Below are 22,016 nucleotides of genomic sequence, written 5' to 3'. Positions count from 1 at the left end.
AAGCAAGGGCGGTTATTGAGATGAGTTTGACGTCAGATCAGATGGAATTGCGCGAAGACGACATTCGCAAGCATTATCCCGCAGCGACCGCCCTGTTGAACGGGTTCGAGCATGCACCGCGGATTGCCAAACCCGTTGAGGCCGCCGTCGAACGGTCTCCGGGTGTGTCGACGGGGCGGCGGTTTCGGTCGACGACACCGGGTTTGGTGACACGGCGCACGGTGCGCGAGGATGGGGTGCATCTGGTTGAACGAATCGAGGCGTCGGATGATGGCGATACGCTGGTCTCACCCCCGCAGGCGACTGCGCAGCAGGCCATCCGGCGCGCGATTGCCATCGCTCTGGCCGTGGCCGAGGCCTATACGGAGCAGACGCCGTTGGCCGATCTGAAACGTGCCAATTTGGCCGGGGATCTACCTGCCGCGCGCAAGACTGAATTCTCGGAATTGCTGACCGCCGAGGCTTTGATCACGCTCCATACGTTCGGCAACGCGCTGGCCTATCTGATGTCTTCGCATCTGGGCGAAACCACCGTTGATCTCGGTGAGATCGAAGAGGTTCTGACCGACAATGGCCAGCTTGCCCTGCATGGCGCGCTGTGGGAGCTGGATCAGGTGCTGGCCAAACACGCCCCCGACGACGCCCATCTGATCGCGGCTACCAGCGCTTATGCCGAACAACTGATGGAAAAGGCCGCCCTGCGTGCAGGGTCCGCAGGCCATCTGGCCCCGTTCCAGAATGCTGCCTGGCATATCGAGGCGGATGACCTGACCATCCGGGGGTTTGAGCCGGCCTCAAAAGCCAAATCCACCACGCTCACCATGACGTTCAAGAAACCGAATGAGGTGGTCGGCAACCATATCGCCAAATATCAGGCCATGAAACTGGCCAAGATGGTGATGGCCTACGACTTCGACCGCCGCCTGAACCCGTTCGCGGAACTGGGCGGGTTCATTTTCACCTTCATGGGCGACGGCAAACCGGGCACCGGCAAGACCACTTTGATCCAGATGATGGCCGGGCTGATCAACGACTACTGCCAGAACGCGGGCTACCCGTTCCGCTATCAGAACCTGAGCACCGACAATATCGACAGCTATCAGGGCAAGTCCGGCCAGAACGCCAAGGCCTTCATCAACACGATCATCGACCCCTCGGTCATCGGCTTCGGCACCATCGACGATATCGACCAGCTTGCGGGCAAACGCGGCGACCGGCAGTCCTCGGCCGGGCAGTTGGAAATCACCGCTGTGCTGATGGAGAGTTTTGCGGGCGCCAATACCGTTGTGCGCGGCAACTGCACCTTTGGCATGTTCTCGAACTACCCCGAGAATGTGGACGACGCCCTGCGTCAACGGGCGGGTGCGCGGTTTCTGGTAGACGGGCCACAGACGCGCGAGGATTACATCGACATCCTACACCTGCTGATGGGCCGCAACCATGACATCCCGCTGGGTGAGCACGAGGCCTATGCCGCGCAGGAAATCAAAAAGGCTGTCGCCGCCAGTTTCGAAAGCCACTCCCGCCCGCATGAGGACGCGCTGTTGCAGGTCTATGACCGGGTTTCCGGCGATATCGGCCAGATGGACACCATCGCCAAGCTGGGCACCTACCTCAAGGCGATTCAACAGGCGGATGAGCGGTTCACCGGCCGCGCGATCAAGAACATCACCGACGCGGTCAAAGTCCGCGCGATGGATTTCGAACTGCCCGACGAATGGATGGAGAACCCGGACCTGTTCCTATTCCGCGACTACGACACCAAGAAGGCGATGATCGAGGACCTGCGCCAGCCGATTACAGTCGAGATGGTGATCCAGGAGATCAACCGCTATGCCGACAGCGAGTTCCGCTATGCCGACAAGAGCGACGAGGTCGCCATCGAGAACGCCGTCCGCGAGATGGGCCGGATGGAAGAGGCCAAGCGACGGTATCTGGAGGGGAAGGGGTAGAATTCATTTATGAAAGCAATTGAGAAAATAGTCGAAATCCCAATCTATTGGGACGACCTGAAATCGCTTTCACTTGACGAGAAAGCCCTTCTTGCGTTGGCAAGCTACGCCGCTTCTGAGTCTAATACGATTAGCAAGCTGTACTTGTTTTCCACTCACAAGATGACGGGGGACGAAATCGTGGACTCGGCGATTTCAATTCAAATCATGGTTTTGCTAAGATACTGGTCTGCAAAACTCTTTGAGTTTTTTGAAAGCATCTCCGAGATATCCAATTCCCGCGGTACAAAAGACGATAACGTTATTCGTCTCGCCAAGGAATCCTTCGATGCGTTTTCAATACTTGAAGAACTTCGTGGATACGAAATTGCCCGCGCCATAAGGCACGAAGCTACCAATCACTATTCCTTCAAGGCCGCCAAAAAGAACATCGGTCACGTTTCAGATCGAGCGAACTGCAAGCTATACTTGCACAACAAAGATGGGAACTCATGGTATCCATTTGGCGAAGAAGTAATGTTTAGTGGGCGTCTAAACCGAGCCGGCGCATCCCTTAGGACTAAAGAGGAAAAAAACCAGCTACTGAAAGACTGGTTGGACTGGAACCTGAGTGCGACACGGTGGGCTAACAAAGCATACGAGTTGATCGCAACCGAATTGGTTTTGGATCGCTTGCCGGATAGAAACGCGAGACAAAAATTGCTATGGTTAGAACCCGAGCTTGTGGGTGAAATTGAAGGGCGAAAAACACCGGTCTTTCTGAGAAACGGGGTAGGCAGATGATCCGCCTCATTGAAAAAGGCCTGATGTTCGGCAATCTCGTCCACATCTCCAGCCCGGCTCTGGTCGAGCGGTATAATCGCGCGTTGCAGCATCTGGCGGGCAAGACCACGGCGCTGACGGATTTCCATGTGGATATCTCGGGCTATTCGCCGGAGGTGGGGATTGAGCTAGGGGATGAGCTCTACCTAAACCCCAACGGGGTCAACCGGCAGTTCATCCTGCTGACAACCGAGCAGAAACGCGCGCCTCTGTTGAACGTCAAATTCTCGACCTCGCGCGATATCCTGCGGGAATTCATCGAGATGAACGAGGCGCAGCTGTTCGCCCTGACCGCCACTGATGCGGTGGCCGGAGAGTTGGTGAACTCAGTCTTCAAACTCACCACACCGCGCGACCTGTTGAACCTGCGCAAGATCGAGATCGAGGCCGACACCACAGGCGGCACCCTGCGCAAGGCGCAGCAACTGGCGGGCATGGTCGAACGGTTCAAAACCGAAGAGGACGCCTGGTTCGACGATGTGCTGATCGCCAAGATGATCGAAACGGCCAGGGAAACCGGCGACGTCACCCGCAACCCGGTGCGCCTGCGCCATACGGATTTTGAGCAGCGAAATTTCTGGACGGCACATTTCGGTGGGCTTTATCTTTTTCCCGATGTTGATCACCCGGCAGCGATTTGCATGGGTGAAAAGCCTGACGACCTGCCGATCAAATACACGTTTGATCTGTCGCAGCGGAACCAGATCGCCAAATTTCTGGACTACAACGATCTGGTTGAGCCCATCGTCAAGGCGCGCGGCGTGGATGCGGCCGCGATCCTGCAACAGAAGATGGATTTCCTGACCGTCGATGCGGCGGCAGATGCCGATGTCAACCTGACCGGGCTGGATCGCAGCGACATGCGGCGGCTGGCGCGAAACCACTCGGATCGCCTGCCTGAAGCATATCACGGGCTTGCTCAACTGCTGCGCTGGGCAAGTGACGGCGGGCCGTGGCCGCGCATCACCTCGGACCACCCGGCCTATTTCTACACGCTTCGCGCCGCCGATACGCCGAACCGCGATCTGGTCAACATGCTGCTGTCCGAATTGGCCCCGCTGGATCCGCGCCAGATGTTCATCTGCCACAAAGAATTGTTCTACCGAACATATTCGGGCTGGCCCGAGAGCAAGAAGGCCTATGTGGCCGACTTCCTTGCGCGCGAATATCAGGTGGACAAGCAAGGCGCCCGCGCCGCCTTGTTCGGACATGAGCCGGATATGAGCGGCGACGATCGCGTCAGCGATGACATAATTGCTCGGGTTGGTCCGTGGGGTTCGGTGAGGAAAGGTTGAAATGTTTGGATTATTGCGCCTTTTGCTGATCTTGCTGGTGATCCAGACGATTGCCTATGTCGGGCTGTCTTTCTACTCGCGCGGCATACGCCGGCGTAAACTGGAAAACTGGTGGGACGAAAAGGGCAAGACGGGCAACAAAGAAGCCTTTGTCGAACGCGGATTGCATGTGTATGACAACTCGTTTCGGCGTAAACTGATCCTGGGTGTCTATATCGTGCCGTGGGTGGCGATTGGCGCGCTGATCTACATCGTGAATTACATGTGAGGGTTTAGGCATGGCCTATGTGAAATGGGCGTTCATTATCATTTTCTGGGGCACGATTGCCGTGATCCTGCAATATTCTCTGCCCCAGCATGACATTGTGCGCATCGTCAACACCTATGAAGAACGGCAGGATCTGAACGACTGGACCCGGATCTTCTGGTCAGAGCCGGAAGATCAATCCACCAGCCTGTCCAACCGGGATGTGCAGTTCATTCAGGCGGTGCGGGCCAATGGAAAACCCATCGTGTACCGAAATGAGGATACCGGCTGGGGATGGCCCCCGTATTTCAAGTTCGACACGGCGAACCTGTATACCGAGGCCAATGATGCGAAATCCACCAAAGAAAACCCGAAATGGGTGGTCGTAACCCACTACGGGTGGCGCAACGAATTCATGTCGATCTTTCCCAACGCCATTTTCATCAAAGACGTTGAAGGGCCGGATGTTCGGATCATTCCCTGGTTCAATATCATCTTCCTGACGATCTTTGCGGCGTTCGTCTGGGCGATATGGGTGCGTTGGCGCAGGTTCCGGCAAGCACGGATTGATCCGATGATCGAAAACGTGGAAGACGGCCTATATGCGGCGGGTGACGCCATAGAAGAGCGACACAACAGATTTCGGCGCTGGCTGGACAGCTGGAAATCGAAATAGATACAAGCTTTGGCGGGCGTGCCAGCAGCGCGCCCATCCAGCCGGCCGTGCCCTTCACCTGACGATGAATTCCGCATGCAGCGCGCCTGCTGCCTTGATCGTTTTCAGAATGTCGATCATGTCCTGAGGCGAGACCCCAAGCGCGTTCAGACCTGCGACAACCTCGGACAACGTGGTGGCCTCGGGGATTTCGGCGAGGCCGGTTCCCTCTTCTTCCTCGATCCCTGCGATTGTACGTGGCACGACCACTGTTTCACCTCTGGCGAACGGGTTGGGCTGCACCGCAATCGGTGCTTCCTGAACCGTCAGAGTCAGGTTGCCTTGAGACACTGCAACACGCGAAATTCGGACCTCCTGCCCCATGACAATGGTGCCAGAGCGCTGATCGACAACAACGCGCGCTTTCGATTCAGGTTCGACCAGAATGTTTTCGATACGCCCTATGGCGTGGGCTGTCGAAAGCGCCTGCGTCGCCGCGACGTTGATCTCAACCGTGCCGGAATCCCGCATGATTGCCACGGCTCTGTTGAACTCAGTGTTTATCGCGGTTTCGATGCGCGCGGCTGTGGTGAAATCAGGCTCTCTGAGTGCAAGGCGCATCTGAGTGAGAGTTGACAAATCGAAGTCAATTTCACGCTCGACCCTTGCACCGGATGGGATCACGCCCGAAGTTGGCACCCCACGCACGACCGAGGCTGCCTCTCCTTCAGCCGAAACGCCACCTGCAAGGATTGTGCCCTGCGCGACCGCATAGATTTGGCCATCGGCTGCGTTAAGCGGGGTCATGATCAATGTTCCACCCAACAGGCTGCTTGAATCGCCTATGGCTGAAACCGTTACATCGATTTGACCCCCCACCCGTGCAAAAGGCGGCAGGCTGGCCGTGACCAATACCGCTGCCACGTTTTTGGGCCGAAAATCCTCACCGGTGACGTTGACGCCAAGACGTTCGAGGATGTTGGACATGATTTCTTCGGTGAAAGGCGCGTTTCGTAACCCATCGCCGGTTCCGTTCAAGCCGACCACCAGGCCGTAACCCACCAGATCGTTGCCCCTTACACCGTCAAAATCCACGAGGTCCTTGAGACGGATTGTCCCAGCCCAAGCCATGCCGGGAAGGAAAATCAGGAGAAATATCAGCGCCCTCATCTCAGAAAGTTCACCAGCGACAGGTTCGCATTGCGAACGGTTACGGAATACAGGCTTTCCAGCTGAAATTGCACCGTTTGCAGTTTCGCTGCCGTCTCATAAGGATCGGCCGCGATCAGTTCGTTCCGGCTGAATTCCAGGCTGGTCCGGGCCGAGGAGTTGCGTGTTGCCGCCTCTTCGATGCGGGCTTCGGCCGCCCCGACCTTTGCCCGGAGCTTGACAGTGGCATCCTGTGCGTTGGCCAGATCGACCCCTAACTCCGTGAACAAAGCGGTACGTTGATCGGGCGAAAGTGCCAATGCGCTGTCGGTGGCCAGCGCCGCAACGGCGACGTCCCTGAGTGCGGCCTTGAACGCCGGATCCGTTGCCGTGATCGGCAGCGTGACGCTTTCGTTTTCCGAAATCTGCATCGGAGACAGGGTGCTGTTTGACCCCTGATAAATCACGGCGTCGAAACCGGCTGGGTCATTGAACCAGTTTTCTGCCGCCAGCCTGATATCAGCGACCGTGGCAAGCCCCGTCAACTGCGATTTCAGCGCCGTCAAAAGATCGTTCGAAGATTGCAGGGGCGACACATCGGTGGCGGTACCGGAAAACAGGCTGCGCCCTCCTACGCGCGTGTTCAGTGCCGAGATCATCGTGTCCAGCTCATTCTTCGCCTGTTGGGACGCTTGTTCATGATTGACGGGCTGATTGGCAGTTCCGTAAGCCAGCAAAGACGCGGTCATGTCTCCGACCGAATCTCCGAAGGTTTTCAGGCTCAGTTGCATGGTATTGGTAAACAGGGCCGCTTCGGACGTTGCGATGCCAAAGGCGTCGAGTCTGGCGAGGCTGCGGTCGAGATCCAGAATTTGCGAATAATCCCCGCCAAGCCGCCCCGACACGTCCTGTACCCGCCCGGTGGACATTTCATAAGACAGGGTTTCGATCTGGGTTTTGATATCTGTTGCGCGGGTTCGCAAGGTCATTCCTCGCGCCAAATCGCCGATAGAAGTGATATTCATGGTCACAACCTCAGAAGAGTTTCCATAAGCTCGTCAACAACCGAGATGACACGAGCGTTTGCGGCATATGTCTGTTCGACCTGCATGAGCCGCTGTAGTTCCTGATCGGTATCTACTCCCTGCGCGGCCTCGATCTGCGCCATTTGCTGCTGGAAGCTGTTTGCAAAAGTCTTGCGTTGATCTGCGGCATGGGCGTGTGCGCCCGCTTTCGACAACAGGGCCTCGGTCAACTCGGCAGCGCGCATGTTTCCCGTGCCGAACAGCCCGCCGGGTACCGGACGTGCGTCGTTCAATATGTTCCCGAACGCGCGCAGTTGAGCAGCCTGCCCGGGGTCACCCGGAGTTGCGGCACCCAGACCCGCGCGCAGTTTCCAACTGTCCCCGCCATTGTCAGGGTCCACGGTTGAATTGAGTGAAATCCGTGATGCCAGCCCGACAACAGATGCAGGATCAAATCGGTTGCCATCGTCGGTGAACAGACCAGGATCTGTCGCAAGAGCCGACGAATCCAAACCGGGCGTTTCAAATCGTTCAATCAGGTCCCTTGCAACCGTGTCGAGCTGACCCTGCGCCTCGACTGCCAAGTCGTCGCGGATGGTGAACTGCGCCATCAGTGCCCCGCCGCGGATTTGAGCGTTGTCTCCGCTTGTCCGTACCGGGTTGCCGTTCATCTCCAGACCGGACAACAGACCATTTGCCACGGTCATGTGAGATTTTGTTTCGCCGGTCGTGGAAAAAGTGAACTCCGAGGCCGTGCCTTCCAGCAGGATCAGCCCGCCCTCCGAGTACAGGGATACCTGATCATTGGCGCGCGGCACGACATTGACCGGGATCAGGGTATTGACCTGGTCGATCAGGACATGCCGCTGATCCAGCAGGGCACCGATGTCACCGCCAGAGTTTTGAATGGCGGGAATCTTGGCGTTCAGGTCTTCGATATCTTTCAGAGTCTGATTCAGGGTGTTGATCTGGGCGCCAATTTTTCGATCAGCATCCGAGCGTGCCTGGCGTACGCCTTCGGACGCCGCGTTCAGCTCGTTGGTCAGATCGCGGGCCGAGCGCGCAACCTGATCCAGCCGTTCGATCGAGTCAGGCAGACTGGCCGCCGTGATAAAGGCGTTTTCCAACGAGGACAGACGGGTAGACAGCGAAGGGCCGTCATCAGGAGACCCCACCAGTTGTTCGAACCGTGCGTGAAAATCTGAAACGTCCGACCGAAAGGCGAGTTCGGCATCAGACGAACGTCTGTTGGCGGTCAAAACCGGATCCTGATGCCGGATCACGCCAACGGTGCGTACGCCATTTCCGGAAATTGGGCTTGTGGCAAGTTCTAGGGACCGGCGCGCATAGCCGGGGGTCAGCGCATTCGCGATGTTTCCGGACACCACAGCGGCCCCGCGACTGGCCGCAGTCAGCCCGCCCAATGCGTTATTGAGTGCTGTCGACATGTTCATGAGGCCGCTCCTTTCTTTGGGTCAGAGCTGGATTAACGTTTCAGGTTTGTCGTTTCCTGCAACATCTCGTCCACCGTCTGGATCACCGTGGCGCTGGAGGAGTAAGCACGTTGCGTCTGAATCAATGAGGTCAGCTCGGTCGCTACATCCGTGGTGGATTCCTCACGCGCGAAAGAAACAAGATCCCCGGTCGGGCCTTCGCCGGCATTCCAAAGAAAGAACGTACCGCTTTCACGGGAAGGCGCGTAAGTCTGGCTGTCCAACGCGGTTAAACCGTTGGGATTGGGGACATCTGCCAACGGAATCTGGTACATCCGGCGACTGACGCCGGTGTCGTAGAACGCGTAGACATATCCTCTCTCATCGACCTGAACGCTGGTCATTGTTCCCACGGCAGAACCGTCACGTGTGATCGAAACAGGCGCGAACGTGTCGGACAATTGGGTTATCCCGTCTGCATCCCCGATCAGGCCAATATTGACCTCCATCGCTCCGCCGGCGACGTTGACCATGACACTGCCCGTTGCTGGATCATAAGCTCCGCCAGAAACAGGTGTGACGCTGGCCAGAGTGCCGCCTGCCGTTCGGTTGTCGGTGAATGTCAGCGTGTATTCACCGATGACCGCGCCACCCGACGCCGAGTCACGCAAGACCATGGTCCATTCGTTGCTGCTGCCGGTTGCGGGAACAGTTGGGATCAGCTGGATATCGACGCTTTCAGACTTGCCGAGATTATCGAAATACTCAACCGACAAAGGTTGAACGTCGCCCGGCGCGCCCGCATTTGTCGCCGTGGCCGGAAGGTTCATACGCAGTTTCATTTCTGTGGTTGGTGAACCCGACAGCTGGTTCACGCTCAGCTGAATGGGTTCAAGCGCGGCGGGAGTATCTCGCGAAACCGGTGGAATAGTGCCATCGGGTGCCGCGGGCCACCCCAGAAGAACAAGGCCGGATTCGGTAACCAAATACCCTTCTTCGTTGGTTCGGAACGACCCGGTTGTTGTCAGCAGCATCTCGTTCGAACTATTCCCGATCTGCGAACTGGGGCGCACAGGCAGCATGCCGCGCCCGCGAACTGCCAGATCGGTTGAGTTGCTGGTCGTCACCAGGGGCCCGCGTTGATCAATCATGCGCTGGCTTGTCGTCCGTACGCCGCCTGCCGAATAGCTGCCACCCTGGCCCGACGTGACCATTGAATGAAAATCCGTCTCGACCCGTTTATACCCGTAGGTTGAAGAATTCGCGATGTTGTCGGAAATCGTCGCCAACCTGTTGGCATTGGCTTTCAGCGCCGCCACACCGGCATTGAGCGAAGAGGAAATGGTCATGGGTGCGCCCTTCTGTTGCGTCCGTCTTTGATGCAACAGGTAACGCGCTGCCCCTTAACAGCGCGCTAACATGTAAAATACGCTCTATCATTTAGGGCTGGCGCAGAAAGATCACTTCGATCCTGTTGTTCCGCGCAGCCATGGGATTGTCGGCGAACAATTCTCGGTCTGCATGGCCCGTAACACGATCCATCCTTTGTGCCGCAACGCCCTTGTCCTGTAGCAATTGACGCAATTTTTGGGCCCTTGCCGTGGACAGTTCCCAGGCAGTGTTGCGCGCCTGCACAACCGGAGACGCGCTGACATGCCCTTCGACGGCGATCGAATTGACGACAAGATCCGAGGCTCGGGCGATGATCAGGGCCAGGGACCGCAGAAAGCTGGTTGGCTTGTCGGAACCCGATTCGAACAATGCCTGATCGTCGGTGTCGAACAGTTCCACCACCAATCCTTCATCGGTGACCCGTGTGACGATATGCTTGAGCAGTTTGTCCGAGACCTCGCTTTCACCCGTGCGCCCCAGCAGTTGCGCCTCCAGGGTAGAGAAATCTTCCTTGGCCCCTTTGTCGCCGCCCACGGCGTTCACTCCGATCGAGCCACGAGCCTGATGCGATTCGGTCGGGTGCGTGGTCGTGGCACCCTGACCGTCCCGCAGCAGCACTTCTTCAGACAGCATGCTGTCGCCGCCAAACGCCCCGTCCCCGCCGCCGGATTCCGGGCTTAGCGGGATTGTCGGCGCGAAATAATCCGCCAACCCTTTTCGTTGCTGTTCCGTTGTTGCGTTCAGCAGCCACATCAACATGAAGAAGGCCATCATGGCCGTCACAAAGTCGGCATACGCGACTTTCCACGCGCCACCGTGATGGCCATCGCCACCCGATACACGCTTCTTCTTGATGATGATTGGCGCCGCATTGGTTTGCGCACCCATCTCCACCACCTTTTTATCACCCGACTATCGGAATAGCAGTGCAGGTCTTAAGGCGGCCTTAATACTTAAAACTGTTCCGAGTTCACTGACGCGGCAGGCCGGCCGAGGCACGGCGCAGAATCAGGGACAAGCGGTTGAAGCTGTTTTCAATTCCTTCGGAATCGGGTTTGCCGAAAAATGCGTCCAACTCCTCATGAACGCGCACGGCCTGATCCAAGAGCGGATCTGATCCTTCTGAATACAGCCCGGCCTTTATCATGACTTCGGATTGTTCGTAGCTGCCAACAAGTTTGCGGGTTTCGTTGATCATCTGGTTCTCTGCCTCAGATGCAGCGACTGGTAAGCTGCGAGATACAGATCTGCTGAGATCAATCGCCGGGAAACGCCCGCGTTCAGCAATGTCCCGGCTAAGCACTATATGCCCGTCCAACACGCCGCGTAGAATGTCCGCGACAGGCTCATCCATGTCGGACCCGGCCACCAGAACGCTGAACACAGCCGTAATGTCCCCCTGATCTTGTGCGCCCGGACCAGCGCGTTCGCACAGGTTGGCAATCAGGGGTGTGACCGAAGGCGGATACCCGCGCAGAGATGGCGATTCCCCCATTGCGACGGCAATTTCCCGGTGCGCTTCGGCAAAACGGGTCACAGAATCGGCCAGAAAAAGAACGTTCAGGCCCTGATCGCGCAGGAATTCTGCTGCCGACATTGCCGACCACGCGCAACGCCTGCGGGACAAGGCCGACTGATCCGAGGTGGCAGCAATGACGATGGTCCGTCTCATGGCTTCTGGACCGACCGCGTGGGCGACAAACTCATTCACTTCGCGCCCCCGTTCACCAACCAGAGCGACCACGACTGCGTCGGCCTGTATGGAGCGTGCGAGGGTTGATAGGAGTGTGGACTTCCCAACGCCCGATCCGGCAAACAACCCGACTCTCTGACCACGTACAATCGGCAGCATTGTATTGAGAACGGACAAACCTGTGGGCATTCTCTGTCCCAACGGTTTGCGCGAAACGGCAGGCGGCGGGGCCTGCATGATATCGCGGTCCTGCGCCCCGTTTAGCAGAGGTTTCCCGTCCAGTGGTTTGCCAAAAGGATCGATGACGCGCCCGAACCAATGCAGGCCCGGTGCGAAGCCGGGAGAAGGGTCAAGATACACGCGGTCCCCCAGACTGACACCATCTGGTGCGGCGCCTGGCATCATATGAACGTGATCTGCATCCACGTGCAGAACTTCACCGGAAAGATCAGGCCCCGAGCGCCGCTGCAATGTAAGTTGGTCGCCAACTCGCGCGTGACTGTTCAGGCCGCTGATCTCGATCAACCCTTTTGCAACTCCGCTGACCAGCCCCACATGACGGACCGCAGTCATCCTGTCGAATTCATGTTTCAGAAGCATAGGGTCGAGATCGGACATTGTGGGTTCTCCAACTGAGTTCTGAAAACGGTTTCTAAAGGAATCGGGGTTAAGCCTTGATTGAAATTGATCGAGGGAGAAGCCCCGGTGTTCTATGACTTGAACGTCCTTAAGACCGCGCACGCAATGGCAACCCATGCCGGGCAACGGCAGGCGGTGATTGCGCGCAACATGGCCAATGCGGATACGCCGGGCTACCAGCCGCGCGATATCGACCCCTTCCATAAAGCACTTGAAAACTCGGGACGCGAAGTGACCATGATGGCCACGCGGCGGGGTCATCTGCATGGCGGTACGGGTACGCAGCCTTGGGCAGAGCACCAGGCCGCTCCGTCGGGTGATCCAAATGGCAACGGCGTATCGCTTGAAGAAGAGATGCTGAAATCGGTCGAGGTCAAACGACAGCACGACCGCGCGTTGGCGATCTACAATTCCTCGATGAACATCCTTCGCACCAGTCTGGGACGTGGATAAGGAGGCCGAGGATGAGCGATTTTTCCCACTCACTTGCGGCATCCGCCAGCGCCCTGCGTGCGCAGGCAGCCCGGCTGCGCCACGTGTCCGAAAACATATCGAATGCGGATACGCCCGGGTACCGGCGCAAGACGGTGCCGTTTGAGACCATAGAAAAAGATGGTCAGAACGTGGTGCAAGCTGGCCGCGTAAAGCTTGATCGACGCGACCTGACACGAATTTTCGACCCCGGCCACCCGATGGCAGATGCCAGTGGTCACTATCTGGGATCGAATGTCGATCTGATGATCGAAATAGCCGACGCGCGTGAGGCGCAGCGGAGCTACGAAGCTAACCTCAAGATGTTCGATCAGACACGGCAAATGTCGTCGTCATTGATGGAACTGCTCAGAAAATAAAGGACAGCCAGAATGGACATCCGATCCTTGACCGCCGCGCAGAATTATGCCGGCGCCCGTCCTGCAACCCAGGCCGACCCCGATCACCTGGGCATGGTGCAGGGGCTGAAGGCAAGTTTTCAGGACTTTGCCTCCACGTTGAAACACAGCGAGCAGATGTCGCAGACCGCGATGGTCGGGCAAGCCGACCCGCACGCGCTGGTGCAGGCGCTGGCACAGACCGAACTGGCCGTCGAGACAGCTGTGATCGTTCGCAACAAGGTGGTCGAGGCCTATCAGGAAATCCTTCGGATGCCGGTCTGATACCATGCTGAGCGAAGGTCTTTTCTATGACATCGTACGTCAGGCTCTCTGGATCGCCGTCATCACATCGGTCCCGATTCTGGCAGTTGCTCTGGTGTCAGGCCTGATCGTTGGTCTGTTTCAGGCCCTGACGTCGATACAGGAAATGACACTGACCTTTGTTCCCAAACTGATCGCCATCGTCGTCGTGTTCTGGATCTCGATGGGGTTCATGACTCAGACCCTTGTTACGTTTTTCACCGGTACGCTTGTTCCATTGATCGCAGGAGGTCGCTGATGGACACCGCCTATGTCACCCTGTCCCGCCAGTCCGGGCTGATGAACGAAATGCGCCTGGTGGCGAATAACATCGCAAATGCCAACACGACCGGCTATCGCCAGCAGGGGCTGGTGTTCTCGGAATACATTCGAGATATGCCGAACAGCCCCTCCCTCTCCATGAGCCGGGCCGAGGCGCGAAATACGTCAATGCAACAAGGCGTGCTGACGCAAACCGGCGGGCAATTTGATTTTGCCATCGAAGGCGACGGTTTCTTCTTGGTCGAAACCCAGGATGGCAACCGGCTGACGCGGGCTGGCAGCTTTTCTCCCAATGCCGATGGCGATCTGGTTTCAATGGATGGCGCGCGCGTGCTCGATGCCAATGGCGCGCCTGTGTTCATCCCGCCTGATGCGGCGTCAATCGATGTCGGCAGCGACGGAACGCTGAGTGTCGATGGTCAGCTTCTGGGTCAGCTGGGCGTTTTCAACGTCGCCGATACGAACGAACTTGTACGCGAAGGAAACACTCGTTTCCGCACCGACGGTGCAATTGAGCCGGTCGACGAGCCGGTAGTTTTGCATCGCTTTCTCGAAGGGTCAAACGTGAATGCGATTCAGCAAGTGACCCGTTTGGTGGAAATCCAGCGCGCCTATGAGCTGGGGCAAAGCTTTCTTGAGAGTGAAGATGAGCGCGTGCGTGGAGCACTCAAGGCGCTGATGCGCTGATTTGGATGAGGAGAGTTGGACATGCGGGCCCTTAAAATTGCTGCCACCGGGATGACAGCGCAACAGATGCGGGTCGAGACGATCTCGAACAACCTCGCGAATATGAACACCACCGGCTACAACGCCCGACGGGCCGAATTCGCCGACCTGCATTATCAACAGATGGCGCGGGCCGGCACCGTGAACGCGTCGGACGGAACGGTTCTGCCCACGGGTATTCAACTGGGTCTGGGTGTGCGACCGGCAGCGGTGACAGTGCAATTGGAACAAGGGGCCTTGTCGGCCACCGGGAGCGATCTGGATGTTGCAATCGAAGGTCGCGGATATCTGGAGGTGACCTTGCCCAGCGGTCAGGCCGCGTATACGCGCGACGGCAGTTTGAAGCGGTCGGCAGAGGGCCTGATCGTCACCTCTGACGGATTTGCGGTTTCGCCGGAAATCACCATCCCTGACGATGCGCGTTCTGTTTCGATCAACGCGTCGGGCGAAGTCTATGCGTATTTTGACGATTCCCCCGAAGGTCAGTTGCTTGGGGAGTTTACGCTGGCCAGTTTTTCGAACGCCAAAGGCCTGGAAGCCGTCGGAGGCAATCTGTTCAAGGAAACCGAAGCTTCGGGTGCTCCAGTTCTGGGTACGCCGGGCGCAGACGGTCTGGGAACTTTGCGACAGGGTTATCTGGAAGACAGTTCGGTTGACGCCGTTCGCGAAGTTACCGAGCTGATCGAAGCGCAACGCGGCTATGAGATGAATGCCAAAGTCATCACGGCGGTGGACCAGATGATGAGCGCGACAACGCAGGTACGGTGATGCGACTTCTGGTTCTTTCTCTGGTGCTTCTGGCGCCAATTGCCGCCCAGGCTGAAATTGTGGTGCCGACACGTACGATACGGGCCAAGGAAGTCATTTCTGCGGCCGATCTCGAGTTGAAGCCAACAGATGTTGCCGATGCAATTTCAGACCCTGATCTTCTGATCGGACAAGAGGCCCGGGTGGCGCTCTACCCCGGTCGGCCAATTCGCGGCTCTGATGTCGGGCCACCTGCCATCGTGGATCGAAACGATCTGGTCGTGCTGGTGTTCAGCAGCCAACCCTTGTCGATCACCACCGAGGGCCGGGCCTTGGGGCGCGGCGCGGCGGGGGATCGCATTCGGGTCATGAACCTTTCATCCCGAACAACCGTAACAGGCCGAATCCGTCCGGACGGTCAAATCGAGGTACAGTGATGCACGGATTGCCAAAAACCCTTGTACTGACGGCTTTTGCCTTGTCCGCATGTGGACGAATGGATCATTTGGGCAAACCGCCAAGTTTCACACCCAACGAGGATTCCCCGGAACAGGTTGCAATGTTGTGGCCGGGTTTGCCATTGCACACCCAACCCCAGCGAAACGTCGACCGGTCCTCTTTGTGGAGCGGCGGGCAGCATTCGTTGCTGGGCGACCAGCGGGCGATCAAGAAAGGCGACATCCTGACCGTCGTCATCGAGCTGGACGAGAAGGCAGAAATTTCGAACAATACCAGACGATCCAGATCTGGGTCCGAGACCCTCGAAGTCCCCAGCCTCTTCGGCCTGCCTCAGCGCGTGCAAAAGAACCTGCCCCAGGGCGCGTCATTGGATGAAGCCGTTTCGATTGAAGCGGATTCCTCGAGCTCTGGCCGGGGATCCGTCAGGAGAAACGAAAAACTGACTCTGCGTGTTGCCGCAACAGTGCTGGATGTGTTGCCGAACGGAGTTCTTTCAATATCGGGATCGCAGGAGTTGCGGGTCAACTTCGAACTGCGAGAGCTTCTTGTGACGGGATATGTCCGCCCGCAGGACATCTCGCGGCAAAACGAAATAACCTATGACAAAATCGCGTCAGCGCGCGTGTCATATGGCGGCAGAGGGCAGATAACGGATGTCCAGCAACCCCGCTATGGTCAGCAAGTTCTTGATTCCCTTTTGCCGTTCTGAGGTGAGATCGTGGTCGCGAAATTGATTCCCGTGATTTTTCTGATTGTTGGACTCGGCGCGGGTATTGGCGCGGGTCTGGTTCTTGCACCTGCAAAAAAACCTGAAACTGCCGTTGCCGAAAAAGAAGCAGTCAAAGAGGATAAGTCGGCCGGCAAAAAAACCGGGAAATCAAAGGAAAAAGGCGAGGGGGAAAGCTTTGGTTATCTGAAAATGACCAAGCAATTCGTCGTCCCCGTTGTAAAAGACGACCAGATCGAAGCCATGGTAACGCTGTCGCTGAGCCTTGAGGCGAACCCGGACATTACAGAAACCTTTTATGCAATCGAGCCTAAACTCAGGGATGGCTTTCTTCAGGTTCTTTTTGACCATGCAAACACGGGCGGCTTTGACGGGGCTTTTACAGAATCCGGGAACTTGGATGTATTGCGGAATTCCTTGCTGGAAGTGGCGCGCAAAGAATTTGGCGACGACGTGTCCAAAGTGCTGATCCTGAGTGTAAACCGACAAGACAGCTGACACTGACCGGCCCGATACTCCGGGTCGGTCAAGCTATGGCCCGAAGTGCTTTTTGGCATTTGCTTTTCGGTTTGCCTGCTGAACTTTCTTTCGCAATTTTTCCACCGCTTGTTTTCGCCCAAAGGCAGTACGTAAAGCTTCCATTCCGGCCAGTTTCTGCGCGCGCGTTCGTGCCAGTTGCAGGTTCAATTGTCTCCGCGTCGCGGACTCCCAACTATTCCAGAGTACGTCGGTCCCTGAAACCTGATAGCCTTCGACCTTGGTGCTGTCTTGGCGCGCCTGACGGAGTTGACCGTCCAATCTGGCAAGTTGCTGCTTGATCCGTGCCTCGGCCTCCAGGATCGGTCGCAGCGCTTGAAATTGCTTCTGAAACGCTGCGTTGGTCACTTTTTCCAGATCGGGTAATTGCGTCTGAGTCATCGAACTTGCTCCTTCGCGCGTTTTCGCATCGCTTCGGCAAACCGGATCGCGGCGGCAACAGGACGATAGTGCTCTTCGGCGATCTCCTGACCTATGTCCACGGTCGCGTGAAGGGCGCGAGCTGTGGGAGGGTCTGAATGGATCGGAACGCCTGCTTCTCCTGCGGCGGATCGGATAGTGGCGGCGATTTCGTCCACCCCTTTGGCAACGCAAACCGGGGCGCTGCCCGCAACCCGTGTCCATTTAAGCGCCACAGCATAATGGGTGGGGTTTACGATCACGACATCCGCGCCTGGAACATTTGCCAACATTTGGTTGGTTGCGATTTCCTGTGCGCGCTGGCGCCGGTGTTGTTTGACATGGGGGTCGCCCTCGGCATCCTTGGTTTCATCCATGATCTCCTTGCGCGACATACGGTTCTTGCGCATGTGCTCGGCAAATTGCCAAAGGAAATCGACAACCCCGATGGCCAGTGCGATTGCGATCACGATGAAAAGAAAGCGAAACAGCAGGTTCATCATCAGCAGAATGGATGATTTTGCCGGCGCCGCGCTGGCAGACAGAATCTCGGTTAGATTGGCCTTCAGAAACAGTGCAAGGCAGGTGCCGTAGATCAACAGTTTGGTGGTGCTTTTGGCAAACTCGAACAACCCGCCCCGCCCGAACTTGTTCTTTGCGTTCGAAATCGGCGAGATACGCGAAAGTTTTGGTTTCAATTTGCTTGGGGCAAAGATCAGCGCGCGCTGGGCGATCAAGTTCAGCAGAACAGCCGCCGCAGGAAGGCAGAACAGCAAAGCAACAGGCAGCAGGGCACTTTTCAATACCCCCGCAACCGGAGCATGCGATGGCCCATCCGTCAGAAGCCGTGCAAATGCGTCGGACTGATCGATCAGAACCATGAACCCGGTGCCCATATGCTCGACGCTGTATTGACCGACTGTGAGCAGGGCGATCAGAAGCCCGGTATATGCCGCCACAACCGACAAGTCGTTGGATTTTGGAACCTCACCCTTCTCGCGCGCCTTCAGCAGCTTTTGCGGTGTTGGTTCGTATGACTTGTCGCTGTCGTCATCACCTGCGCTCATCTTTGCGCTCCTATCGGGTTGGTGAAGAAGGCAACCAGCGCGTCAGCCCACACGGACAGGATCAGCGGTGTACCGGCGAACAGCAGAAACAGCCCGGCGAAGGTGATTGCAGGAGCGCCTACGAAGGCCACCATCAGCTGGGGCATTGCCCGGTTGATGACCCCAAGTGCCAGGTTGTAGATCAAAGAGGCGATGACGAACGGCGTTGCCAGTGCAAAAGCCAGTCCAAAGCTGTTGGCGACCTGATGCAATCCCCAGCGCGACGCATCCGCGGCATCAGGTGCCAGCCCTATTGGGAACAGGGCATAACTCTGGATCAGGAACTGCGCGGCCCGGATGTGCAGGTCCATGATTACGGCAAGTGTCAGTCCTGCCAGGGTCAGCAGGTATCCCATGGCGGGGACCGGATCGGCCGCCGCGCCACCCAGCAGTTGCGACAATGACGTGGACTGAGCCGCAATAGACCCCGCGGTTTGCAGCGCGAGAACGAACAGGCGCAGGCCTATCCCCAGGACAAGCCCGATCAGAACTTCGGTGCCGACCAGCCGCACGATCGTCCAAAGGCTGGGATCAATTCTGACGGGGGGCGCAGCGGGCAGTATGATCAGCGTGAAAGCAACGGAAGCACCAAGCTTTACCCGTGTCGGAATACTGCGCTCCCCGAAAGCTGGAAGCAGCGAGCCAAGAGCGGAGACGCGCAGAAACACGACAAAGGCCTGCCAGATTGCTTCGGCCAGCTGCGACAGCATCTCTGGCGGCAGGGCAATCACGCTGCAACAGTTCCGACCAAGGCAGGTTTGGCTTCCAGCCCGATTTCTTCGAAGGACAAAACCGGGTTGGACACGCCGCGTGCCTGCATGACGGTGCGCAGCAACCGACGGCGCCGGGTCGAGGTCACGACGGCCGGAAACAGACCGTTGTCAGCGGATTTGGCGATGGTGCTCACGACTCCGTCGGCCAGTTTGTTGAACACGTTCGGGGGCAGCGCGACATCCATGCCGGTATTAGGGGCGTCAATCTGGTAAGAGGCGAACGTGTCCTCCCATTCCGGGGCCAACTGGATCAGAGGGATCGAACCATCCTCGCGCTTCATGTCCGCGACCAGCTGAAAGCCAAGACGCTGACGCACAAGTTCACAGATGCCTTCGGGCTGGGTTGTGGTAAGCCGCGCCTCGGCGACACTTTCAAGGATCAGCGCCATGTTCCGGATCGACACACGTTCGTCGAGCAACAGGCGCAGAACAGCGTGCAACGTGTCGATCGGAACTTTGTCGGGGATCAGTTCATCCAGCAGCTTGCGGTTGGCTTCGGCGCGTACCGGGTCGCTCAGGCGCGTCATTTCCGACAGCAGGCGCCGGAGGGATTTCAGTGTCAGCAGGCGCGAGAAGTTCTGTTTGATGATCTCCAGCAGATGGGTGGCAAGAATCTCGGGCGGTGAAACTATGGTGGCACCGCTAAGCGCGGCGTCCTCCTGATCTTTCGGCAGGATCCAGCGCGCTGGAGCACCATAGACCGGCTCGGTCACGTCATTGCCCTCCGGCAGCAGGTCAAACCCGTCCTGCACGAGCGCCAGGATGAGATCGGGATGCAAGACACCGCGTGCCTGTTCGACGCCCTGAACCTTGGTCACATACGTTCCGGTCGGCAGGTCGGCGCGGTCGGTCAGGCGGATTTCGGGCAGGATCAGGCCAAAGGTCGACGCCACATAGGTCCGCATATTGGCAATACGAGCGTCCAGCCCCGTGCCAGGATTCAGAACCATGCTGACCAGATCCGGCGCGAACTCCAGATGGACATCATCCAGGTCCAGGATGTCGCCGATAGCTTGGGATGTCGGCGCTTCGGTTTCGGTCGAGGGCAAGTTTGCCGACGCGTCTGCGTCATGCTGCTTTCGGTAAACATTGTAAGCCGCGTATCCCAGAATGGCCGCGCCGAGGATGAACGGCAGAAAAGGAAGACCGGGCACCAGAGCGAACAGGACCATGAGCACCGCCACGGTGGACAATGCTGCCGGGTGGCGGCCAAGTTGAGAAAAGATGGCGTTGTCCGTGGCCCCCTGCGTGCCGCCCCGTGCCAGCAGCAGGGCGGACGCAATGGAAATGATGACGGCGGGAATTTGGGACACCAACCCGTCGCCGACGGTCAGAATGGCATAGGTTTCGAACGCCGAGGCCAGAGGCATTCCATGTACGACGACGCCCATGACCAGGCCCATGACAAGGTTCAGCAACGTGATCAGAAGCCCGGCGACAGCGTCACCTTTCACGAATTTCGACGCACCGTCGAGCGAACCGAAGAATGTCGTCTCCTGCTGTTCCAGCTCTCGCCGTTCCTTGGCCTGCTGATGATCGATTGCCCCGGCGGACATGTCGCTGTCGATCGCAAGTTGTTTGCCGGGCATCCCGTCCAACGCAAAGCGCGCGCCGACTTCGGCCATGCGGGCGGCGCCTTTGGTGATGACCATGAAATTCACGATCAGCAGCACGCCGAACACCACCAGGCCAAGAAAAATACTGCCGCCCATGACGAAACTGGCAAAACCTTCGATCACGTCTCCTGCCGCATTCGGGCCAGTGTGCCCCTGCCCGATAATCAATTTCGTCGACGACACATTCAGCGACAGGCGCAACATCAAAGACGCCAGCAGAACCGTCGGGAAGGAGGAAAAGTCCAGCGGGCGTTCAATGAACAGGGTGAGGGTGAAGATCAGGATGGCCAGCGCAAAGGAGGCCGCCAACCCCACGTCCAGAACCCAGGCTGGCATGGGCAGGATCATCATGACGATGACCGTCATCAGCGCAATCGCCAGCAGGACAGTAGGCGAAAACAGCGACTGGATGTTTACCTTGGGCACGCGAAACTCCTAGTTGAAGGCGATAAACGCGGTTGCGGCGCCTGCGGCTGGCACCAGAGACCCAAGCGCGCCGGTGCGGGGCGAGGCCGTCGGAATGGGAAACAAGGGGAGGCCGGCCTCGGTGAACGGATCCCGAGACGTGCCCGCAACCCGGGTTCGGGCGGGCCCTTCGAGCTGTGCCAGCACCGTTTGAAACCGCTCTTTGTAAGCTTCGGCAAGGGGTGCCGTGCGGGAATGATAAGCCCCCGCGGCTGCGGGCCACGATCCAAGCTCGGCATGGAGTTCATTCAGGAACCGGGCGGCGTAGGTCGCGTTCTCATCTGGATCGAACATCGCGTCGATCGAACGGAAGGCTTTGCCGTGCCAGCGATAATTGATCTGAAAACAGCCGACATCAAAGCTGCGGGTGCCCGATTTGAAGATTTTGAACGCATAGGCCTTGGCTTCGACCTCGGACTTGAACCAGTATCCCTGACCGCCGACGTTGATCGTCCAGGGCCAAGGCTGCAACCGGCCGTCCAGCCTGCGCCCTGTTTCAACGCGCGAGATGGCGCGCAGCACGTCCAGGGGCACGCCTTCGGACAAAGCGGCGCGGCGCGCGGCATGATCGCACAGGTCACCGGTTTTGGCATCTGGCATGGCAAACCCTGCCTGCGCCAAAAGCACATGCACCAACATGAGTAACAGCGGGAATTTCTGATTTGGCATTCTGCCGGTCCGGGATTCTGATCTCTCCCGGCCAAG

Annotated in this window: 25 protein-coding genes; 14 read left to right on the top strand and 11 right to left on the bottom strand. The window is 57.8% G+C overall.

Annotated elements, in window-relative coordinates:
• Positions 1-20: 20 nt before the first annotated feature.
• The 5 genes from GOW56_RS15130 to GOW56_RS15110 are packed head-to-tail and all read left to right on the top strand — an operon-like array spanning position 21 to position 4,992.
• Positions 21-1,952 carry an ATP-binding protein gene (locus GOW56_RS15130; RefSeq protein ID WP_171206395.1) on the top strand — a complete coding sequence of 644 codons (1,932 nt, stop codon included), beginning with the start codon at positions 21-23 and terminating at the stop codon, positions 1,950-1,952.
• 9 nt (positions 1,953-1,961) lie between these two features.
• Complete coding sequence (locus GOW56_RS15125; protein WP_171206394.1) at positions 1,962-2,735, top strand: hypothetical protein; 774 nt, start codon at positions 1,962-1,964, stop codon at positions 2,733-2,735.
• Positions 2,732-4,069 (top strand): DUF6638 family protein, encoded by a 1,338-nt coding sequence (locus tag GOW56_RS15120; RefSeq protein ID WP_171206393.1) that lies wholly within the window; start codon positions 2,732-2,734, stop codon positions 4,067-4,069. Before GOW56_RS15125 ends, GOW56_RS15120 begins: the two co-directional genes overlap by 4 nt.
• A gap of 1 nt (position 4,070) precedes the next feature.
• Positions 4,071-4,337 carry a hypothetical protein gene (locus GOW56_RS15115; protein WP_170345707.1) on the top strand — a complete coding sequence of 89 codons (267 nt, stop codon included), beginning with the start codon at positions 4,071-4,073 and terminating at the stop codon, positions 4,335-4,337.
• Positions 4,338-4,347: 10 nt separating this feature from the next.
• Positions 4,348-4,992: a DUF1523 family protein gene (locus tag GOW56_RS15110; protein WP_152459741.1), complete on the top strand. Its 645-nt coding sequence runs from the start codon at positions 4,348-4,350 to the stop codon at positions 4,990-4,992.
• 54 nt (positions 4,993-5,046) lie between these two features.
• On the opposite strand, the gene GOW56_RS15105 is transcribed toward GOW56_RS15110, so the two are convergent.
• The 6 genes from GOW56_RS15105 to GOW56_RS15080 all read right to left on the bottom strand — a co-directional run bounded on the left by GOW56_RS15105 (position 5,047) and on the right by GOW56_RS15080 (position 12,281).
• Entirely contained in the window at positions 5,047-6,141 is a 1,095-nt protein-coding gene (locus tag GOW56_RS15105) for a flagellar basal body P-ring protein FlgI (protein ID WP_171206392.1), read from the bottom strand.
• Positions 6,138-7,145, bottom strand: coding sequence for a flagellin (locus GOW56_RS15100; RefSeq protein WP_171206391.1), 1,008 nt, complete (start codon positions 7,143-7,145; stop codon positions 6,138-6,140). Before GOW56_RS15100 ends, GOW56_RS15105 begins: the two co-directional genes overlap by 4 nt.
• 2 nt (positions 7,146-7,147) lie before the next feature.
• On the bottom strand, positions 7,148-8,599 hold the full coding sequence (gene flgK / locus GOW56_RS15095; RefSeq protein WP_171206390.1) for a flagellar hook-associated protein FlgK: 1,452 nt from the start codon (positions 8,597-8,599) through the stop codon (positions 7,148-7,150).
• A gap of 32 nt (positions 8,600-8,631) precedes the next feature.
• On the bottom strand, positions 8,632-9,927 hold the full coding sequence (locus tag GOW56_RS15090; protein WP_171206389.1) for a flagellar hook protein FlgE: 1,296 nt from the start codon (positions 9,925-9,927) through the stop codon (positions 8,632-8,634).
• 91 nt (positions 9,928-10,018) lie between these two features.
• The gene (locus GOW56_RS15085) at positions 10,019-10,858 is read right to left on the bottom strand and encodes a flagellar motor protein MotB (protein ID WP_171171814.1); all 840 of its coding nucleotides are present in this window, start codon (positions 10,856-10,858) and stop codon (positions 10,019-10,021) included.
• Between the two features lie 82 nt (positions 10,859-10,940).
• Positions 10,941-12,281 (bottom strand): FliI/YscN family ATPase, encoded by a 1,341-nt coding sequence (locus GOW56_RS15080; protein ID WP_171206388.1) that lies wholly within the window; start codon positions 12,279-12,281, stop codon positions 10,941-10,943.
• A 60-nt stretch (positions 12,282-12,341) separates the two neighbouring features.
• Here GOW56_RS15080 and GOW56_RS15075 point away from each other — a divergent pair, with 60 nt between their 5' ends.
• The 9 genes from GOW56_RS15075 to GOW56_RS15035 are packed head-to-tail and all read left to right on the top strand — an operon-like array spanning position 12,342 to position 16,913.
• The gene (locus tag GOW56_RS15075; RefSeq protein WP_174831858.1) at positions 12,342-12,755 is read left to right on the top strand and encodes a FlgB family protein; all 414 of its coding nucleotides are present in this window, start codon (positions 12,342-12,344) and stop codon (positions 12,753-12,755) included.
• Positions 12,756-12,766: 11 nt separating this feature from the next.
• Positions 12,767-13,153 carry a flagellar basal body rod protein FlgC gene (gene flgC / locus GOW56_RS15070; RefSeq protein ID WP_170345698.1) on the top strand — a complete coding sequence of 129 codons (387 nt, stop codon included), beginning with the start codon at positions 12,767-12,769 and terminating at the stop codon, positions 13,151-13,153.
• Positions 13,154-13,165: 12 nt separating this feature from the next.
• Positions 13,166-13,456 carry a flagellar hook-basal body complex protein FliE gene (gene fliE, locus GOW56_RS15065; RefSeq protein WP_171206387.1) on the top strand — a complete coding sequence of 97 codons (291 nt, stop codon included), beginning with the start codon at positions 13,166-13,168 and terminating at the stop codon, positions 13,454-13,456.
• A gap of 4 nt (positions 13,457-13,460) precedes the next feature.
• Complete coding sequence (locus GOW56_RS15060) at positions 13,461-13,733, top strand: flagellar biosynthetic protein FliQ (protein WP_152459750.1); 273 nt, start codon at positions 13,461-13,463, stop codon at positions 13,731-13,733.
• Positions 13,733-14,443: a flagellar hook-basal body complex protein gene (locus GOW56_RS15055; protein ID WP_171206386.1), complete on the top strand. Its 711-nt coding sequence runs from the start codon at positions 13,733-13,735 to the stop codon at positions 14,441-14,443. The genes GOW56_RS15060 and GOW56_RS15055 overlap by 1 nt, the downstream gene beginning before the upstream one ends.
• 21 nt (positions 14,444-14,464) lie before the next feature.
• Positions 14,465-15,250, top strand: coding sequence for a flagellar basal-body rod protein FlgG (gene flgG, locus GOW56_RS15050; protein WP_171206385.1), 786 nt, complete (start codon positions 14,465-14,467; stop codon positions 15,248-15,250).
• Positions 15,250-15,666, top strand: a complete 417-nt coding sequence (flgA, locus tag GOW56_RS15045) for a flagellar basal body P-ring formation chaperone FlgA (RefSeq protein ID WP_171206384.1) — start codon at positions 15,250-15,252, stop codon at positions 15,664-15,666. Before flgG ends, flgA begins: the two co-directional genes overlap by 1 nt.
• The gene (gene flgH, locus GOW56_RS15040; protein WP_152459754.1) at positions 15,666-16,397 is read left to right on the top strand and encodes a flagellar basal body L-ring protein FlgH; all 732 of its coding nucleotides are present in this window, start codon (positions 15,666-15,668) and stop codon (positions 16,395-16,397) included. Before flgA ends, flgH begins: the two co-directional genes overlap by 1 nt.
• A gap of 9 nt (positions 16,398-16,406) precedes the next feature.
• Complete coding sequence (locus tag GOW56_RS15035; RefSeq protein ID WP_171120138.1) at positions 16,407-16,913, top strand: flagellar basal body-associated protein FliL; 507 nt, start codon at positions 16,407-16,409, stop codon at positions 16,911-16,913.
• Between the two features lie 33 nt (positions 16,914-16,946).
• On the opposite strand, the gene GOW56_RS15030 is transcribed toward GOW56_RS15035, so the two are convergent.
• The 5 genes from GOW56_RS15030 to GOW56_RS15010 form a co-directional block, all read right to left on the bottom strand.
• Positions 16,947-17,333, bottom strand: coding sequence for a hypothetical protein (locus GOW56_RS15030; RefSeq protein ID WP_171206383.1), 387 nt, complete (start codon positions 17,331-17,333; stop codon positions 16,947-16,949).
• Positions 17,330-18,418 (bottom strand): flagellar type III secretion system protein FlhB, encoded by a 1,089-nt coding sequence (gene flhB, locus GOW56_RS15025; protein WP_171206382.1) that lies wholly within the window; start codon positions 18,416-18,418, stop codon positions 17,330-17,332. The genes GOW56_RS15030 and flhB overlap by 4 nt, the downstream gene beginning before the upstream one ends.
• Positions 18,415-19,188 carry a flagellar biosynthetic protein FliR gene (locus GOW56_RS15020; protein WP_171206381.1) on the bottom strand — a complete coding sequence of 258 codons (774 nt, stop codon included), beginning with the start codon at positions 19,186-19,188 and terminating at the stop codon, positions 18,415-18,417. The genes flhB and GOW56_RS15020 overlap by 4 nt, the downstream gene beginning before the upstream one ends.
• Positions 19,185-21,212, bottom strand: a complete 2,028-nt coding sequence (gene flhA, locus GOW56_RS15015) for a flagellar biosynthesis protein FlhA (RefSeq protein ID WP_174831865.1) — start codon at positions 21,210-21,212, stop codon at positions 19,185-19,187. The genes GOW56_RS15020 and flhA overlap by 4 nt, the downstream gene beginning before the upstream one ends.
• A gap of 69 nt (positions 21,213-21,281) precedes the next feature.
• Positions 21,282-21,980 carry a transglycosylase SLT domain-containing protein gene (locus tag GOW56_RS15010; RefSeq protein ID WP_371807914.1) on the bottom strand — a complete coding sequence of 233 codons (699 nt, stop codon included), beginning with the start codon at positions 21,978-21,980 and terminating at the stop codon, positions 21,282-21,284.
• Between the last annotated feature and the right edge of the window lie 36 nt (positions 21,981-22,016).

It is taken from the genome of Ruegeria sp. HKCCA0235A (assembly GCF_013033235.1).
GTDB lineage: Bacteria > Pseudomonadota > Alphaproteobacteria > Rhodobacterales > Rhodobacteraceae > Ruegeria.
Note: the sequence above shows the minus strand (reverse complement) of the source record. Positions and strands in the feature narration are given on the sequence as shown.

What these genes read in the sequence shown, in the direction of transcription:
- GOW56_RS15130 (WP_171206395.1), top strand. Translation starts at nt 21, where the DNA reads ATGAGTTTGACGTCAGATCAGATGGAATTGCGCGAAGACGACATTCGC.
- GOW56_RS15125 (WP_171206394.1), top strand. Translation starts at nt 1,962, where the DNA reads ATGAAAGCAATTGAGAAAATAGTCGAAATCCCAATCTATTGGGACGAC.
- GOW56_RS15120 (WP_171206393.1), top strand. Translation starts at nt 2,732, where the DNA reads ATGATCCGCCTCATTGAAAAAGGCCTGATGTTCGGCAATCTCGTCCAC.
- GOW56_RS15115 (WP_170345707.1), top strand. Translation starts at nt 4,071, where the DNA reads ATGTTTGGATTATTGCGCCTTTTGCTGATCTTGCTGGTGATCCAGACG.
- GOW56_RS15110 (WP_152459741.1), top strand. Translation starts at nt 4,348, where the DNA reads ATGGCCTATGTGAAATGGGCGTTCATTATCATTTTCTGGGGCACGATT.
- GOW56_RS15105 (WP_171206392.1), bottom strand. Translation starts at nt 6,141, where the DNA reads ATGAGGGCGCTGATATTTCTCCTGATTTTCCTTCCCGGCATGGCTTGG.
- GOW56_RS15100 (WP_171206391.1), bottom strand. Translation starts at nt 7,145, where the DNA reads ATGAATATCACTTCTATCGGCGATTTGGCGCGAGGAATGACCTTGCGA.
- flgK (WP_171206390.1), bottom strand. Translation starts at nt 8,599, where the DNA reads ATGAACATGTCGACAGCACTCAATAACGCATTGGGCGGGCTGACTGCG.
- GOW56_RS15090 (WP_171206389.1), bottom strand. Translation starts at nt 9,927, where the DNA reads ATGACCATTTCCTCTTCGCTCAATGCCGGTGTGGCGGCGCTGAAAGCC.
- GOW56_RS15085 (WP_171171814.1), bottom strand. Translation starts at nt 10,858, where the DNA reads ATGGGTGCGCAAACCAATGCGGCGCCAATCATCATCAAGAAGAAGCGT.
- GOW56_RS15080 (WP_171206388.1), bottom strand. Translation starts at nt 12,281, where the DNA reads ATGTCCGATCTCGACCCTATGCTTCTGAAACATGAATTCGACAGGATG.
- flgC (WP_170345698.1), top strand. Translation starts at nt 12,767, where the DNA reads ATGAGCGATTTTTCCCACTCACTTGCGGCATCCGCCAGCGCCCTGCGT.
- fliE (WP_171206387.1), top strand. Translation starts at nt 13,166, where the DNA reads ATGGACATCCGATCCTTGACCGCCGCGCAGAATTATGCCGGCGCCCGT.
- GOW56_RS15060 (WP_152459750.1), top strand. Translation starts at nt 13,461, where the DNA reads ATGCTGAGCGAAGGTCTTTTCTATGACATCGTACGTCAGGCTCTCTGG.
- GOW56_RS15055 (WP_171206386.1), top strand. Translation starts at nt 13,733, where the DNA reads ATGGACACCGCCTATGTCACCCTGTCCCGCCAGTCCGGGCTGATGAAC.
- flgG (WP_171206385.1), top strand. Translation starts at nt 14,465, where the DNA reads ATGCGGGCCCTTAAAATTGCTGCCACCGGGATGACAGCGCAACAGATG.
- flgA (WP_171206384.1), top strand. Translation starts at nt 15,250, where the DNA reads ATGCGACTTCTGGTTCTTTCTCTGGTGCTTCTGGCGCCAATTGCCGCC.
- flgH (WP_152459754.1), top strand. Translation starts at nt 15,666, where the DNA reads ATGCACGGATTGCCAAAAACCCTTGTACTGACGGCTTTTGCCTTGTCC.
- GOW56_RS15030 (WP_171206383.1), bottom strand. Translation starts at nt 17,333, where the DNA reads ATGACTCAGACGCAATTACCCGATCTGGAAAAAGTGACCAACGCAGCG.
- flhB (WP_171206382.1), bottom strand. Translation starts at nt 18,418, where the DNA reads ATGAGCGCAGGTGATGACGACAGCGACAAGTCATACGAACCAACACCG.
- flhA (WP_174831865.1), bottom strand. Translation starts at nt 21,212, where the DNA reads ATGACGGTCATCGTCATGATGATCCTGCCCATGCCAGCCTGGGTTCTG.
- GOW56_RS15010 (WP_371807914.1), bottom strand. Translation starts at nt 21,980, where the DNA reads ATGCCAAATCAGAAATTCCCGCTGTTACTCATGTTGGTGCATGTGCTT.